This is a genomic window from Bradyrhizobium betae, assembly GCF_004123905.1.
GTDB classification, from domain to species: domain Bacteria; phylum Pseudomonadota; class Alphaproteobacteria; order Rhizobiales; family Xanthobacteraceae; genus Bradyrhizobium; species Bradyrhizobium betae_A.
Window position 1 is genome coordinate 141,007 of the sequence record NZ_MZXW01000024.1, and the last position, 15,232, is coordinate 156,238.

The following is a 15,232-nucleotide window of genomic DNA, read 5'->3' on the forward strand; positions in this document are numbered from 1 at the left end:
CTCCGTCAGTAGCCGAATGCCCGCGGGAGCGCGGTCGAGAGCCATGGCACGAAGGCGATGACGAGCAGGCAGAGGAACAGCAAACCAAGATAGCCCATGATCGGCTTCACCGTCTGCTCGATCGGCACGTTGCCGATCAGGCAGGCACCGTAGAGCCCGAGCCCGAGCGGCGGCGCGAACAGGCCGATGCCCATCGCGATGACGAGCACAACGCCGAAATGCAGGGGATCGATGCCGAGCTGCACGGCGACCGGCAGCAGCAGCGGCCCGAAGATGATCAGCGCGGCCGCACCCTCCAGCACCGAGCCCATCACGATCAGCACAGCAATCGCGAGCAGGATGAACAGCCAGGTGCCTGAGGTCTTGGACAATCCCAGCATGAAATCGCCGACCGCATGCGGCACTTGCTGCAAGGTCAGCGTGAACGCCAGCGATTGCGCGGCGGCGACGATGAACAGCACGAGCCCCGCACGCGTCGCGGCCTGCACAAAACTGTGCGCGGCCGATTTGAAGCCGAGCTCGCGGAACACCACGCTGCCGACGACGAGCGCGTAAGCCACAGCGAAGGCCGAGATTTCGGTCGCCGTGGCAAAGCCGCTCTTGAAGCCGAAGAAGATCATGAAGATCAGGCCGAACGCGGCGATCGCGCCGCTCCACAGGCCCGACACCGGCGCCTGCGGCTCGATGTCCTCGGCCTCCGCCGGCGGCTTGCCGAAGATAATGGACACCGCGATCAGCACCAGCGCCATCAGCGCCGCCGGCAGCAGCCCCGCCATGAACAGCCCGCCGATCGACAGGTTCGCGACGAAACCCAGGATGATCAGGTTGATGCAGGGCGGGATCGTTTCCGCCATCACCGCGGACGCCGCGAGCAATGCGACCGCGCCACCGGGATTCTGCTTGGAGCGGCGCGCCGCCGGAATCAGCACAGAGCCGACCGCGGCGACGTCCGCCATCTTCGAGCCCGAGATGCCGGAGAATAGCACCATCGAGGCCACCATCACGACGTTCAGCCCGCCGCGCATGCGGCCGACGCCGCGCTGCAACAGCTCGATCAGGCGCACCGACATGCCGTTGGCTTCCATGAGATAGCCGACGAGGATGAAGAAGGGGATCGCGAGCAGCACGAAATTGTCGATGCCGCGCGCCATCTGCTGGGCGAAGATGACGCCGGGCAGCGCGCCCTCGACCCAGATGAAGACCAGCGCGGCCAGCGCCAGCGCAAAGCCGATCGGCAGACCGCCGAACAGGGTTGCAAAGAATCCGATCAGCATCAGCGTGCCCGCCGACGGCACCGTGGACGGCGACAGATAATCCCAGGCCAGATAAAGGCCGGTGACGATGACGATCGCAACGAGGCCCCTGACGATGTCGGGGAACGGCCTCGCGCAGAGATGGTCGATCGCGAACACCGTCATGAACAGCGCGCCGGCGCCCATCGGATAGAAGGTCAATTCCAGCGGCAGGCCGGATCCGGTGGTCTGGCCTGCGGTGAGCGAGCCCAGCTTGATGGCGTTATAGGCGACATAGCCCGAGATCAGCACGATCAGCAGCGCGCTGGCGGCATCGACCAGCGTGCGCAAGCGCGCCGGCAAGAGGTCGCGGAAGAACGAGACACCGACATTCTCACCGCGAGCGAGCGCGCTTGCCGCGCCGAAGAAGGCCGATCCAACCATCAGCCCACGCGCGACGTCATCCGACCATTCGACCGGTGCATTGAAGCAGAAGCGCAGCAGCACGGAGCCGCACACGACCGCGAGATCGGCGGCCAGAAGGATGGCCGCGATCGCGTCGCTGCAACGAAGCAGCAGCGCAATGCTCCCGTGGCGACCGCCCGAGAGCGGCACGGCGGCTGTTATCGTCATCTCAGGCTTGCGTCGCGCGGATGATGTCGATGACGGCCTTGGAGTCCGGCCGCGCCTTGATGAAGTTCTCGTGCTGCGGCGCGACGCGCTTCCTGAAGGCTTCGCGGTCGCATTCAGCCACCGTCACGCCCTTCTCGGCCAAGGCCGCCAGCGCTTCCTTCTCGACCGCAAGCCCATGGGCGCGGGTGTCGACCGCGGCCTTCTTGGCGGCATCGAGAAAGCCGTCGCGCAGCTTCGGGTCCATGCGGTTGTAGGTCATGTCGCTGAAATAGATCGCCAGCGGCGAGAAATTGTGCTGTGTCAGCGCATAGAATTTTGCCGTCTCGAAGAACTTGCTGGCCAAGATCGTCGGCGGATCGTGCTCGAGGCCATCGAGCACGCCGGCCTGCAACGCCGTGTAGATCTCGCCGAAGGCCAGCGGCGTCGCGGCGGCGCCCATCAGGCGCAGACATTCGGTGATGACGGGATTTGGCAACGTGCGGATCTTTAGGCCGGCGAGATCCTCCGGCGTCTTCACCGGCTTCCTCGCCAGCACGCTGCGCGAGCCGAAATTATAGGCCCAGGCGATGATGCGGATATTGCTGCCCTTGAGCAGCGCGTCCTCGATCGGCTTGGCGGCGCCGGACTCGAACGCCTTGGTCTGCTGCGGGAAGCTCGAGAACAGGAAGCCGAGATCGAAGGTGCCGACCAGCGGCACCAGATTGGCCGAGATCGACGAGCCCGACACCATGAGGTCGATGACGCCGAGCTTCACCGAGTTGATGACGTCGATCTCCTGGCCGAGCTGATTGTCCGGGAAGAAGGCGACCTCGACCTGCTCACCGAGCCCGTTGCCCTTCAAATTCTTGACGAGGTTGTCGTAGTAGACGCGGCCGTTGGCGAATTTGGGATCGTTCGGCAGAGAGGAGGAGCATTTCAGCTTCAGCGTCGCAGCTTCGGCGCGGCCGATGATGGCGGGAGAGAGCACGAGGCCGGCGGTGACCGCCGCCGATGACTTGATGAACGCGCGACGGTTCACGGGCACGATGGTCATGGTGCGGTCTCTCCCCGATATTTTTGTTTACGGCCGCGATCGTCGCCGCGGCTTGTTGCGCGAACTGTATGGCCAAAGCGACGCCACAGGCAAGGGCGCGGCCGGAAGTGCCGCGGTGCGCGAACGGCAGGGACGTCGGCAGAGACCGCAGCGGAGCGTCTGTATTTATAGGTGTTTTCGACAATGCCGCACGGCAGCGACAAGGCCTGCCATGCAAGATTGCCGCAGATCGATCCAATTCAGGCATGGATCAATGCCGAACGCAGATTGATGAGCACGCAGCAAAAAGAGCTGCGGGATCGTGCCCCGCAGCTCTCGTGTTCGAACGACGTCGTGACGTCAGCGCGAATGTGCGCCGCTGAGCTGCCCGCTCGCCGCCGCGACATCGCGCGAGGGCCGCAGCGCATAGGCGCCGTCGCCGAGCAGGGCCTGCGCCGCGAGCGCGATCGCCCAGAAGGCGGGGAATTCCCAACCGCCCTTCGGATTGGTGAAGAAGAAGCCGGCGGCGCCGTGCACGGTGAAGATCGCACCGAGCAGGATCGGAATGCCGGCCAGCGCCGCATAGCGGGTCCAGACGCCGAGGATCAGGGCAAAGCCGCTGAGCACTTCCACGGTCATGATGAGATAAGCGAGTTCCGGCGGGAAGCCGAGGCTGCCAAAGAACTTTGCAGTCCCGGCGGGCGTGAACACGAACAACTTCAGGCTGGCATGGGCCAGGAACAGCGCGCCCAGCGTCACGCGCAACAGCAGCGCGGCGTAGGGAACGGTACGGGAATCGATCATGGCGGTCTCCTTTGCTGCACTGCGCTATGATCTATTCCCGTTCAAATGATAATCGGCTAATATGGAAATATACTTCACACCTATAGAGTGAAATAGATGCTCGACCGGCTGACCAGCCTGGAAGTCTTCGCCAAGGTGGCAGCCAACGGCAGCCTATCGGGTGCGGCCCGGGCGCTGGGCCTGTCGCAGACCATGGTGACCAAGCACGTCGCCGCGCTCGAAGCGCGGCTCGGCATAAAACTGTTCCACCGCACCACACGGCGGCTGTCGATGACTGAGGCCGGCCGCCTCTATCTGGAATCCTCCGAGCGCATCCTCGCCGATATGGAGACCGCGGACGCCGCGGTCGCGCGCGAGCGCGTCGAGCCGCGCGGGCTGCTCCGGGTCAACGTGCCCGTCGTGTTCGGCACGCGGCAGATCGCTCCGCTGATTGCGGAGTTCCTGGAGCGCCATCCCGAGGTCACCGTCGAGCTCGGCCTCAACGACCGCCTCGTCGACCTCGCCGAGGAAGGCTGGGACCTCGCGATCCGCATCGGCAAGCTGCGCGACTCCAGCATGGTCGCGCGAAAGCTCGCACCGAACCGCCTGGTGGTCTGCGCGGCCCCCTCATACCTTGCCAAGCACGGCATGCCGCGCAGCGTTGCCGACCTCGCCGAGCATAATTGCCTCGGCTACACGCTGACGCAGCAGGGCAGCGCCGCGGAATGGCCGTTCGGCGTCGACGGCGAGATCCGCATCCAGATCAGCGGCACCTTGCGCGCCAACAATGGCGATGCGCTGCGTGCGGCGACACTGGCCGGCCTCGGCCTCTCGCGGCAGCCGACCTTCATCATCGCCGACGATCTGCGCGCCGGCACGCTGGTCGCGCTTCCGCTCGACCAGCCGGAAGTCCAGACCTCGGCGGTGCATGCCGTCTACCTGCCCGATCGCCGGCCGCCAGCGAAAGTGCGCGCCTTCATCGACTTTCTCGCCGCGCGCTTTGCACCTGTTACGCCCTGGGATCGCGGACTGTTCTGACGCTGCATGGCCTGGCGCGCCAATTCCGGCAGACCTCCTGCCCGATTTGTCGCACGCCCAGCGTGATCCAGCGCACAGACCGTGTCATGGCGCCGACGTAGAAAAGGTGACATCCTCACGCCCGTTGCCGATGGAGGTGACATCATGCGCCGTCCAATTCTCAGTCATTTATTCCTTGCTTCGAGCCTCCTCGCGCTCACCCAACTGATGACACCGACACAGGCCGCGGCCGAAGCGCGGCTCGCACTCGTGATCGGGCAATCCTCCTATCGCACCGTGCCGGAGCTGCCCAACGCCGCCAACGACGCCAAAGGCATGACAGAACTGCTCGGCAATGCCGGCTTCACCGTCACCACGGCCGCCAATCTCGGCCAGAACGAGATGCGCACGGCGATCTCGGATTTCGCCGGCAAGGTCAGCGCCAGCGGCGCCGACACCGTCGCGCTGGTGTTCTATGCCGGCCACGGCCTTCAGATCGACGGCGAGAACTATCTCGTGCCGGTCGATCTCGATCCCAAGCGCGAGGCCGACATTCCGCTCCAGGGCGTGCGGCTAAACGATCTGCTCAACACGCTCGGCGCGCTGCCGACGCGGGCGCGCATCTTCATGCTCGATGCTTGCCGCAACAATCCGTTCCCCGCGCTCAGCGGCGCCGGCCACGGGCTTGCGATGGTCGACACCAAGGCCGGCGCGCCCGGCTCCTTCATTTCCTATTCGACCTCGCCCGGCGCCGAAGCCGAGGACGGCTCCGGCATCGACAGCCCCTACACCACGGCCGCGCTGACCGTCGCCAAGCAACCGAACCTGCCGATCGAGGAAGTGTTCAAGCGCATCCGCGTCGCCGTGGCGCAATCGACCGACGGCCGGCAGATCCCCTGGGAAAGCTCGTCGCTGACGACCGACTTCAAGTTCTTCGGCGGCGAGAGCAGCAGCGGCGGACAGCCCGTTCTTCCGGGCGCGTCCTCGATGGCGCTTGCCAGCGGCACGCGCAGCGTCGCGGACTGGCGCAAGGATTTGCAGGGCAAGGACGCCAAGGTCGCCTATGAGCTCGTGATCACCGACGACACCGTGGAGGCGTATCAGGCCTATATCGAGCTCTACACGCAGGACACCCGCACGCCGCGTCTGCGCACGGTGCTGGAGCGCCGGCGCCAGATGCTAGCCTGGGAGCGCGCCACCGCGATCAACACCCGCGCCTCGTTCGAGGCTTATCTCAACAACTGGGACAACAGCGATCTCGCGGCAACCGCGCGCCGGCTGCTGCTCCGCGTGCAGAACCGCAACTATGCCTTGCCGGTTGCGGCTGCGGCGATCCCTGCTCCGGTCGCCGTCGCGCTGGCACCGACCTGCCCGTGCTCGACACCCACGCCGCCAGCCTCGCCGGTCAATCCGGCGGTCGCCCCTGTAATCAAGAAGCGCGTCGACGATACGCCACCGAAGCGCAAGGTGGTCGAGACGCCACCCAAGCGCCGGCCGCCACCCGATGAAGTGGTCTACGAGCGCGCGCCGCCCCCCGGCCCGCCGCCCGAAGCCATCGGCGTCGGAATTGGGATCGGTCTCGGCATGGGTATGGGCATGGGCGGTCGCGGCGGTGGTTACGGCGGCCCGGGACGCGGCGACTACAACGGCCGCGGCAGGTATTGAGAGAACTTGCGCGAGGACGAATACGTCCTCCGTCATTGCGAGCGCAGCGAAGCAATCCAGGATGCCTCTGCGGAAAGATTCTGGATTGCTTCGCTGCGCTCGCAATGACGACCGATGTAGCGAAACTGCGTCTGCCACTTCCCGATACGGAAATGCTGTAGTCTTATCAGCCAACAAGCCTTTCCGGGGATTCCACATCGATGCCACACGACGCATCCGCCAAACATTCTTGGCCGCTCTTCCGCTCGCTCGCGTCCTATTCGCTACCCGGCGATCTCATGGCGGGGCTGACGCTGGCGGCGATCGCGATCCCCGAGCAGATGGCGACCGCACGGCTCGGCGGGTTCGCACCGCAGATCGGCTTCTTCGCCTTCATGGCGGGCTCGCTCGGCTTTGCGCTGCTCGGCGGCAATCGCTTCCTGTCGTGTGGCGCCGATTCCACGATCACGCCGATCTTCGCCGGCGGGCTTGCGGCGCTCGCTGCCGCGGGCTCACCTGACTATCAGGGCCTTGCGATTGCGCTGGCGCTGATGGTCGGCGCGATGATGCTGGCCGGCGGCGCGTTCCGCCTCGGCGGCATCGCCAATCTCCTGTCGATGCCGGTCATGATCGGCTTTCTCGCCGGCATCTCCGTCCACATCATCGTCTCGCAATTGCCGGGCGTGCTGGGACTTACGTCACCGAGCGGCCCGACGCTCGATCGCATCGGCGTGCTCGCGACCGAACTCGGCCGCACCAATCCTCTCACGTTCTGCATCGGCTTCGGCGTGCTGGCCGTGGTCTTCATCTCCGAGAAGGTCAGCGCAAAGATTCCGGGCGCACTGATCGGGCTCGTCGCCGCGACGCTGGCAACCATCGCGTTCGGCCTCGAAAGCAAGGGCGTCAGCGTTGTCGGCAGCGTGCCGGGCACGCTGCCGCGGCCGACCTTCCCCCAGCTTGCGCCGGAGTTTTGGGTGCGTCTCGTGCCGCTCGCCTTCGTCATCACGGTCGTGGTGATGGTGCAGACCGCGGCGACGACACGCTCGTTCCCGTCCGATCCCGACAAGCCCGCCGATGTCGATCGCGACTTCCTCGGCGCGGGCGCAGGCAGCGTGCTGGCAGGCCTGTTCGGGGCGTTTCCGGTCAATGCCAGCCCGCCACGAACCGGCATCGTTGCCGAGACCGGCGGACAATCGCAGCTCGCGGGCCTTGCCGCCGCGGCCATCGTGCTGGCGCTGCTCGCGTTCGGCACCGGACTGTTGCAGCACGTGCCGGACGCGGCGCTGGGCGGTATCCTGCTGTTCGTGGCGCTGCGCATCATCCGCCTGAAGCAGATCGTCACGATCTACAAGCAGTCGTTCAGCGAGTTCCTGCTGATCGCAGCGACTGCCGCGCTGATCATCGTGCTGCCAATCCAGCAGGGCGCGTTCCTCGGTATCGTGCTGTCGCTGCTGCACGGCATCTGGAGCACCACACGCGCCAGGCTGGTCGAGTTCGAGCGCGTGCCGGGCACCACGATCTGGTGGCCGGCGCATCCGCACATCACCGGCGAACGCATCGCCGGCGTCGCCGTGATCGGGCTGCAGGCGCCGCTGTCCTTCCTCAACGCGCCGGGTTTTCGCAGCGACGTGACGAAGGTGCTCAGTATATCGACACCGCAACTGCTGGTGCTTGAGGCCAGCGGCATGGTCGAGATCGACTTCACCGCCGCGCAGATTTTGCTCGACGTGTTCAAGGCGTGCGGCGAACAGGGTGCCACGGTCGCGCTGGCGCGGCTGGAGTCAGCGCGCGCGCAGGACGCGTTCGAGCGGTTCAAATTGTTCGATGTGCTGCCGCGGGAGCACGTCTTCCGCAGCGTCGACGAGGCCGTGCGCAAGCTGGCGAAAGCGGAATAGCTGGTCACACCGGCGGAGCCGCGAACTCGCTGCAACCTCTCCCGCTTGCGGGGAGGGAGCGCACGTTCCCTTCACTGCGCCAGCGTCGGGTGATCGCGCTGTATCGTCTCGCGAATCCAACTGGCATGGATCGCGCGGAACAGGATTTGCGCGGTCTTGAGGTCGTCCGCCTTCATGCAGAGATCGACGATGCGATGCACCGCGTCGTCGCGCATCAGCGCGTCGGAGATCTTCATCGCGATTTCCATCGCGACCTTCGCCGCGCGCTCATAGCGCTCGCTCTCGCGCTTGTCATTACGCGCGGAACCGGCCGCGCTCGCGGCCGCGGCGTCACAGATCGCGCGGATGCGCTCGGCGGCCTCGATGTCGCCGAGCGGTCCCTGAAGGGGCTCGTCCCAAACATCCGCCAACTTCTGCCTCGCAACCACTTCATCGCCCCGCCACCCGCGGTCTTCCAGCCGCGCGCACCATATTGGACAAGATCGGGATCGGCGAGCCGGTTTTTTCCGACATGCTTGGCTTGCAGCGCGCTCAGGACGTGCGCCGCGGCCCGATCGCCTCGAACTGGGCCTTCTGCTCGTCACTCAGCGTGGCGTAAAAATCCTCCAGCGCCGTGCGAACCGACTTGACGCCGTTCAGCATCAATTCGAGCCGCTGGCGGATCGCGGCCATTCGCGCCGGCGGCGTCATCACGTCGTTGGGCTGGCAGGCCGCCTTGAGCGATGCGCTGACCTTGGCGCTGGTATCCTGGAGCACTTGCAGCGCAGCGCGCTGGGTGTCGTCGGGATGGAGCCTCGCCTCGATGTCGGCGCCCGGCCAATCGAGTGCAGCAGACGCTCCGCAATTCTGGACCAGCGATCCAGTGGTCGTGTTGGAAGCCGTCGCGCGACGCTGATCCTCAGCCAGCGCGTTGATGCGCGCCTTCTGCTCGTCGGCGAGCGAGCCATAGAATCGATCCAGTGCGGGCTGAACGAAATCGACGGCCTTCTCCATCGCCTCGATGCGCTGCTGCATCGCCGCGAGCCGGCCGGGCGCCGTCGCCGCGACCTGAGCCGGACAGGACGCGCGGATCAGCTCCGCCGCCTGGATCGAGGCATTGCCGAGATCGTCGAGGCTTGCGCTTTGCGCCTCCGTCGGCTGCACCGCGGCTGCGATCTGGTCGATCGGCAAACCGACGATGTCGCGGCGGTCGCTGCCGCAGAGCTGATCGAGCGCAACGCCTCGCGCTTGTCGCCGTCCTTGCGGGCGTTGCGGCAGATAGGCCGAGAGACCGTCATAGCCATAGGGCCCGAAGATGCCGGCATAGATGTCCGGATAGCCGTAGCCCCAGAAGCCGAGACCGTCGCCCCAGATCGTGTAGTCGTAGAGGTCGTTATAGGCGAACGGCCAGAACAGCGGTCCGACCCAGCCATAGCCGCCCCCCGCATGCTGCCACCATCCGCTGCTTGCACCATGCCAGCCGGCGAGTGCGGCAGCGGCTGCGATCTGGGCCCGCACCCCCGGATTGCTGATCAGCCGGCCATTGCGGAAGGCGGCGGAGTGCGCGTTGAGGGCATTGCGAAAATTCGCGGGATGGACGCCCGCATTGCGGATCTGACCGAAGTTCGGGCCACCATGTCGGGCTCCGGTTGCGAACCGCACCCCGCCATGATGCCCGCCGCCATGCGCGTGCCCGAAACCGTGACCACCGAAATGACCGGCGCCGTGATGGCCACCGCCATGACCACCGAAATGCCCACCACCATGGCCACCTCCGTGCCCACCACCATGACCGCCACCGCCGTGACCGCCACCGCCGTGACCGCCGCCGCCCTTCCCCAAAGCCGTGCCTGCCAGCATGCAGGCAAGCGCGATCACGGCAATTCCAATGACCGGTCGCAACATCGCATCCTCCCGCGCCACTGAGACATCGGAAACTGACGGTATTGGAACCGGCCGGCTTGCCGAAAGTTCCCGACCGCGACGCAGCAGACCGCTTACGCCTCCGGCACGATCTTGCCGGGGTTGAAGATGTTTAGCGGATCGAGCGCTTTCTTCAACGCCCGCATCGCATCGATCGCCTCGGGACCAAGCTCGGCCTTGAGGTACTTCTGCTTGCCCTGGCCGATGCCGTGCTCGCCGGTGCAGGTGCCGTCCATCGCCTGCGCGCGCTCGACCAGGCGATGCATGAACTCCTCGCCGCGCGCCATCTCGTCGGCATCGTTGGTGTCGCAGACCAGCGAGCAGTGGAAATTGCCGTCGCCGACATGGCCGACGATCGGCGACAACAGATTGAGCCGCTTGAGATCTTCCTCGGTCTCGTTGACGCAATCAGCGAGGCGCGAGATCGGCACGCAGACGTCGGTCGCGACCACGCCGATGCTGTCACCGGGGCGCAGCGCCTTCACGGACCAATAGGCATCGTGCCGCGCCTGCCACAGTTTTGTGCGATCCTCCGGCTTGGTGGTCCAGGAGAAATCGCCGCCGCCGCAATCTTTCGCGATCTCGCCGAACGCCTTCGACTGCTCGGCGACCTCGATCTCGCTGCCGTGGAATTCCATCAAGAGCAGCGGCGTCTCCGGCAGCGTCAGCTTCGAATAGGCATTGCAGGCCTTCACCTGCGCGGCATTGAGCAGCTCGATGCGCGCCACGGGAATGCCGGTCTGGATCGCCAGGATCACGGCCTGACACGCCCCCTGCACGGTCTCGAATGACACCGCGCCGGCCGCGATCGTCTCGGGGATGCCGCGCAGGCGGATCGTTAATTCGGAGATGATGCCGAGCGTGCCTTCGGCGCCGATGAACAGATGGGTGAGGTCGTAGCCCGCCGAGGATTTCTTGGCGCGCGTGCCAGTCGTGATGATCTCGCCATCGCCGCGCACCACCTTCAGCGCCAGCACGCTGTCGCGCATGGTGCCGTAGCGCACCGCATTGGTGCCGGAGGCGCGGGTCGAGGCCATGCCGCCGAGCGAAGCATCCGCGCCGGGATCGATCGGGAAGAACAGGCCCTGGTCGCGCAGATGCTCGTTGAGCGCCTTGCGGGTGACGCCGGGCTGGATCACGCAGTCGAGGTCCTCGGCGTGCACTGCGAGCACCTTGTTCATGTCGCGCAAATCGATCGAGATGCCGCCGGCCGGTGCGTTGACCTGGCCCTCGAGCGAGGTGCCGGTGCCGAAGGCAATGACGGGCACGCCATTCTTCGCGCAGATCCGCACCACGTCCTGGATGTCGGCGGTCTCCTGCGCCATCACCACGCCATCAGGTGGCTGGTTGACGATCCATGTGGTGGTATGGCCGTGCTGCTCGCGGACGGCCTGCGAGGTGATCAGGCGGTTGCCGAAGCGTGCGGCAAGCTGCTCCAGCGCGCTCGCGAGGGCTTTCGGCGCCGGCCGCGGCGGATTATTGGTGATGGTGGTGCCCACGGAAATTCCTCCGACGAGAAGAGACCGTGGCAAAGGACATCTTACCGGTCAAGTCAAGCGACCGGATGCATAGCCAGGGAATGAAACATGCCGGAGAGTGCCGACAAAGCCCCAACGCCTGAGCCGTTCCGCGCCTCGATCATGCAGGTCGAGCCGCAATGGATCGACTATAACGGCCACCTCAACATGGCCTATTACAACGTGATGTTCGACCGGGCGATCGACGAGCTCTGGCTCGAGCTCAGGATGGGGCCGGCCTACAAGAAGGAGCGCCACGGCTCGACCTTCACCGCCGAATGCCATGTGCGCTATCTGCGCGAGATCCATCTCGGCGATCCCGTGCAGATCCTGGTGTGGCTGCTGGAGGCCGACGACAAGCGGCTGCACACGTTCGAGGAGATGCGGCACGCGACCGAGGGCTGGCTGTCCGCCACGTCCGAAAACATGTCGCTGCACATGGACATGAAGGCACGGCGCGTTGCGGCCTTTCCGCCCGATGTCCGAGAGCGCGTCGTCGCGGTCACCAAGGCCCACAGCGCCGTCGCACGGCCCGAGGGCATCGGCCGGAACGTGGCGATGCCCTCGAAGCGGTAGCCGCTAGATTCTGCGGCCGCGGGCCAATCCGACCACGGCCGAGACCAGGAACAGCACGATCGCGATGAAGAAGATGATCTTGGCGATTTCGATCGACGCGCCGGCGATGCCGCCAAAGCCCAGAATACCGGCGATCAGTGCAATAACCAGAAACGTCACAACCCAGCTCAACATGGCCCGAACCTCTGTTTAGATGACTGCCTGCGATCGGCGCGGCTGGCGCGCCTCACTTGCCCAAACAATCTCCAGCCCGAAACATTGGTTCCGCCCAGTTGCCGCCGGAAATTCGCCTCGCGGCGAGGAACAAATCGCCCCGCCGCGCACGTGGAAAACCCGTCCCCGGCGCCCCATATAGGCACCAATCCCTGTTAAGAAGGCTCCCTTCCGCCACCCCGCGGTGCCAACGTGGGGCCAAATGATTCGCATGACCGAGCCGAGCAAAATCACGTCCCAGAGCGTCCCCGACCACCAGCCCGCAGCCGGCGGCATCGCCGCGCGTGCGCGCGCCTCGGTGGGACCGAAATACCTGTCCGGGCTCAATCCGGAGCAGCGCGAGGCGGTGGAGACGCTGGACGGACCGGTTCTGGTGCTGGCCGGCGCCGGCACCGGCAAGACGCGGGTGCTGACCACGCGCATCGCTCATATCCTGAGCCAGGGTCGCGCCCGCCCCGCCGAGATCCTGTCGGTGACCTTCACCAACAAGGCCGCGCGCGAGATGAAGCACCGGCTCGGCCAGATGCTCGGTCACGCCGTCGAAGGCATGCCGTGGCTCGGCACCTTTCACTCCATCGGCGGCCGCATCCTGCGCGCCCATGCCGAGCTGGCACAGCTCAAGTCGAATTTTACTGTGCTCGACACGGATGATCAGGTTCGTCTGCTCAAGCAGCTCCTGCAAGCGGACAACATCGACGACAAGCGCTGGCCCGCGCGCATGCTGGCCGGTCTGATCGACGGCTGGAAGAACCGCGGTTTGACGCCGTCGCAGGTGCCATCAGGCGAAGGCGCCGTGTTCGCCAACGGCAAGGGCGGCAAGCTTTATGCGAGCTACCAAGAGCGGCTGAAGATCCTGAACGCGGCCGATTTCGGCGATCTGCTGCTGGAGGACATCCGGATCTTCCGCGAGCATCCGGACATCCTGCGGCAGTACCAGCAGCGCTTCAAATTCATCCTGGTGGACGAATATCAGGATACGAACGTCGCGCAGTATCTGTGGCTGCGGCTGCTGTCGCAGGCGCCGTCGTCTCCTTCCTTCACTTCTCCCCGCGCGCGGGGAGAGGTCGCATCGCAAAGCGATGCGAGTGAGGGGGAGTCTCCGCGCACCGAGCTCGTTGAGAGTCTCCCTCACCTCGACTCTCTCCCCGCAGGCGGGGCGAGAGAGCAGACGCCCCACGTCAAGAACATCTGCTGCGTCGGTGACGACGACCAGTCGATCTATGGCTGGCGCGGCGCCGAGGTCGACAACATCCTGCGCTTCGAGCACGATTTCCCGGGCGCAAAAGTCATCCGCCTCGAGCGCAACTACCGCTCGACCGGCCACATCCTCGCCGCCGCCTCGCATCTGATCGCGCACAACGAAGGCCGGCTCGGCAAGACGCTGCGCACCGAGGACCATGACGGCGAGAAGGTCACGGTCACAGGCTCGTGGGATTCCGAAGAGGAAGCCCGCGGCATCGGCGAGGAGATCGAGCAGATCCAGCGCAAGGGCGAGAAGCTCAACGAGGTCGCGATCCTGGTGCGCGCGTCGTACCAGATGCGCGAATTCGAAGACCGTTTCGTTACGCTCGGCCTGCCCTATCGCGTCATCGGCGGCCCGCGCTTCTATGAGCGCGCCGAAATCCGCGACGCGCTGGCTTACTTACGCGTCATCAATTCGCCGGCCGACGATCTCGCCTTCGAGCGCATCGTCAACACACCCAAACGTGGGCTCGGCGATGCCACCGTGCAGATGCTGCACGACCACGCCCGCAAGCGCCGCATTCCCTTGTTCGAGGCGGCACGCGCCGTGATCGAGACCGACGAGCTGAAGCCGAAGGCGCGCGGCAGTTTGCGCGACGTCGTCGCCAATTTCGACCGCTGGCGCGCCCAGCGCGAGGTCACCGCGCACACAGATCTCGCCCAGATCGTGCTCGACGAGAGCGGCTACACCGAGATGTGGCAGAAGGACCGTTCGGCGGACGCCGCCGGCCGGCTCGAGAATTTGAAAGAGCTGGTGCGCTCGATGGAGGAGTTCGAGAACCTGCAAGGGTTTTTGGAGCACATCTCGCTGGTGATGGACCGCGACAGCGGCGCCGATGAGGACGCGGTGTCGCTGATGACGCTGCATTCGGCCAAGGGTCTCGAATTCGACAACGTGTTCCTGCCCGGCTGGGAGGAAGGCCTGTTCCCGAGCCAGCGCACGCTGGACGAACAGGGCCGCGCCGGCCTGGAAGAAGAGCGCCGGCTCGGCCATGTCGGCATCACCCGCGCCCGCCGCCGCGCCATGATCTATTTCGCGACCAACCGGCGCATTCATGGCACCTGGTCGACCACGATCCCGTCGCGCTTCCTCGACGAATTGCCGGCAGCCAATGTCGAGATCACGGAATCCAAGGGCGGCTCGGCCTGGGGCGGCACCGGCGGCTACGGCGCCTCGCGCTTCGACGACATGGAGGCGTTCGGCTCGACCTATTCGACGCCGGGCTGGCAGCGCGCGCAAGCCAATCGCAACCGGGGCGGCGGCGGCCGCACCGGCGGCGGAGGCGGCGGCTTCGAGGAACAGGCCTCGTCGTTCTCGTCCTCCTCGTCTTCCGGTCCGGATTTCGGCAGCTTCTCCTCGCGCCGCCGCGGTCCCATGACGATCGAGGGCGAGCTGGTCGCCAAATCGACCGGCACGACCTCGGAATTCTCGCTCTCCGACCGCGTCTTCCACCAGAAATTCGGCTATGGCCACGTCACCAAGATCGACGGCAACAAGCTCACCATCCATTTCGACAAGGCCGGCGAGAAGAAGGTCGTGGACAGTTTTGTGCAGCGGGCGTGAGG

13 protein-coding genes are annotated in these 15,232 nt (G+C 65.7%); 6 read left to right on the forward strand and 7 right to left on the reverse strand.

The genetic code is table 11. The annotated features are described in order from the left end of the window. Positions 1-5: 5 nt before the first annotated feature. The 3 genes from B5V03_RS22285 to B5V03_RS22295 form a co-directional block, all read right to left on the reverse strand. Positions 6-1,865, reverse strand: coding sequence for a TRAP transporter large permease (locus tag B5V03_RS22285; RefSeq protein ID WP_129272537.1), 1,860 nt, complete (start codon positions 1,863-1,865; stop codon positions 6-8). A 1-nt stretch (position 1,866) separates the two neighbouring features. Further along, positions 1,867-2,898, reverse strand: a complete 1,032-nt coding sequence (locus B5V03_RS22290) for a TRAP transporter substrate-binding protein (protein ID WP_129272538.1) — start codon at positions 2,896-2,898, stop codon at positions 1,867-1,869. Positions 2,899-3,237: 339 nt separating this feature from the next. Further along, complete coding sequence (locus B5V03_RS22295; protein ID WP_129272539.1) at positions 3,238-3,681, reverse strand: DoxX family protein; 444 nt, start codon at positions 3,679-3,681, stop codon at positions 3,238-3,240. Positions 3,682-3,777: 96 nt separating this feature from the next. Between B5V03_RS22295 and B5V03_RS22300 the strand changes: the two genes are divergently transcribed. The 3 genes from B5V03_RS22300 to B5V03_RS22310 all read left to right on the forward strand — a co-directional run bounded on the left by B5V03_RS22300 (position 3,778) and on the right by B5V03_RS22310 (position 8,216). Then, positions 3,778-4,698 carry a LysR family transcriptional regulator gene (locus tag B5V03_RS22300; RefSeq protein WP_129272540.1) on the forward strand — a complete coding sequence of 307 codons (921 nt, stop codon included), beginning with the start codon at positions 3,778-3,780 and terminating at the stop codon, positions 4,696-4,698. A gap of 144 nt (positions 4,699-4,842) precedes the next feature. Beyond that, a complete protein-coding gene (locus tag B5V03_RS22305; RefSeq protein WP_129272541.1) occupies positions 4,843-6,342 on the forward strand; it encodes a caspase family protein in 1,500 nt (499 codons plus the stop codon). A gap of 200 nt (positions 6,343-6,542) precedes the next feature. Then, positions 6,543-8,216 carry a SulP family inorganic anion transporter gene (locus B5V03_RS22310; RefSeq protein WP_129272542.1) on the forward strand — a complete coding sequence of 558 codons (1,674 nt, stop codon included), beginning with the start codon at positions 6,543-6,545 and terminating at the stop codon, positions 8,214-8,216. Between the two features lie 71 nt (positions 8,217-8,287). Here B5V03_RS22310 and B5V03_RS22315 read toward each other — a convergent pair whose 3' ends face one another. Beyond that, entirely contained in the window at positions 8,288-8,626 is a 339-nt protein-coding gene (locus B5V03_RS22315; RefSeq protein ID WP_245502294.1) for a hypothetical protein, read from the reverse strand. A gap of 121 nt (positions 8,627-8,747) precedes the next feature. Continuing rightward, complete coding sequence (locus tag B5V03_RS22320) at positions 8,748-9,713, reverse strand: Spy/CpxP family protein refolding chaperone (RefSeq protein WP_245502295.1); 966 nt, start codon at positions 9,711-9,713, stop codon at positions 8,748-8,750. A gap of 42 nt (positions 9,714-9,755) precedes the next feature. On the opposite strand from B5V03_RS22320, the gene B5V03_RS42410 reads away from it, so the two are divergent. Beyond that, the gene (locus tag B5V03_RS42410; protein WP_245502296.1) at positions 9,756-10,121 is read left to right on the forward strand and encodes a hypothetical protein; all 366 of its coding nucleotides are present in this window, start codon (positions 9,756-9,758) and stop codon (positions 10,119-10,121) included. A gap of 71 nt (positions 10,122-10,192) precedes the next feature. Here B5V03_RS42410 and B5V03_RS22325 read toward each other — a convergent pair whose 3' ends face one another. After that, positions 10,193-11,617: an FAD-binding oxidoreductase gene (locus B5V03_RS22325; RefSeq protein WP_129272545.1), complete on the reverse strand. Its 1,425-nt coding sequence runs from the start codon at positions 11,615-11,617 to the stop codon at positions 10,193-10,195. An 87-nt stretch (positions 11,618-11,704) separates the two neighbouring features. On the opposite strand from B5V03_RS22325, the gene B5V03_RS22330 reads away from it, so the two are divergent. After that, a complete protein-coding gene (locus tag B5V03_RS22330) occupies positions 11,705-12,211 on the forward strand; it encodes a thioesterase family protein (protein ID WP_129272546.1) in 507 nt (168 codons plus the stop codon). A 3-nt stretch (positions 12,212-12,214) separates the two neighbouring features. Here B5V03_RS22330 and B5V03_RS22335 read toward each other — a convergent pair whose 3' ends face one another. Further along, on the reverse strand, positions 12,215-12,385 hold the full coding sequence (locus B5V03_RS22335; RefSeq protein WP_129272547.1) for a DUF1328 domain-containing protein: 171 nt from the start codon (positions 12,383-12,385) through the stop codon (positions 12,215-12,217). Between the two features lie 241 nt (positions 12,386-12,626). Here B5V03_RS22335 and B5V03_RS22340 point away from each other — a divergent pair, with 241 nt between their 5' ends. After that, a complete protein-coding gene (locus B5V03_RS22340; protein ID WP_129272548.1) occupies positions 12,627-15,230 on the forward strand; it encodes an ATP-dependent helicase in 2,604 nt (867 codons plus the stop codon). The last annotated feature ends 2 nt before the right edge of the window (positions 15,231-15,232 follow it).

What these genes read in the sequence shown, in the direction of transcription:
- B5V03_RS22300 (WP_129272540.1), top strand. Translation starts at nt 3,778, where the DNA reads ATGCTCGACCGGCTGACCAGCCTGGAAGTCTTCGCCAAGGTGGCAGCC.
- B5V03_RS22310 (WP_129272542.1), top strand. Translation starts at nt 6,543, where the DNA reads ATGCCACACGACGCATCCGCCAAACATTCTTGGCCGCTCTTCCGCTCG.
- B5V03_RS22305 (WP_129272541.1), top strand. Translation starts at nt 4,843, where the DNA reads ATGCGCCGTCCAATTCTCAGTCATTTATTCCTTGCTTCGAGCCTCCTC.
- B5V03_RS22295 (WP_129272539.1), bottom strand. Translation starts at nt 3,681, where the DNA reads ATGATCGATTCCCGTACCGTTCCCTACGCCGCGCTGCTGTTGCGCGTG.
- B5V03_RS22335 (WP_129272547.1), bottom strand. Translation starts at nt 12,385, where the DNA reads ATGTTGAGCTGGGTTGTGACGTTTCTGGTTATTGCACTGATCGCCGGT.
- B5V03_RS22285 (WP_129272537.1), bottom strand. Translation starts at nt 1,865, where the DNA reads ATGACGATAACAGCCGCCGTGCCGCTCTCGGGCGGTCGCCACGGGAGC.
- B5V03_RS22340 (WP_129272548.1), top strand. Translation starts at nt 12,627, where the DNA reads ATGATTCGCATGACCGAGCCGAGCAAAATCACGTCCCAGAGCGTCCCC.
- B5V03_RS22330 (WP_129272546.1), top strand. Translation starts at nt 11,705, where the DNA reads ATGCCGGAGAGTGCCGACAAAGCCCCAACGCCTGAGCCGTTCCGCGCC.
- B5V03_RS22290 (WP_129272538.1), bottom strand. Translation starts at nt 2,898, where the DNA reads ATGACCATCGTGCCCGTGAACCGTCGCGCGTTCATCAAGTCATCGGCG.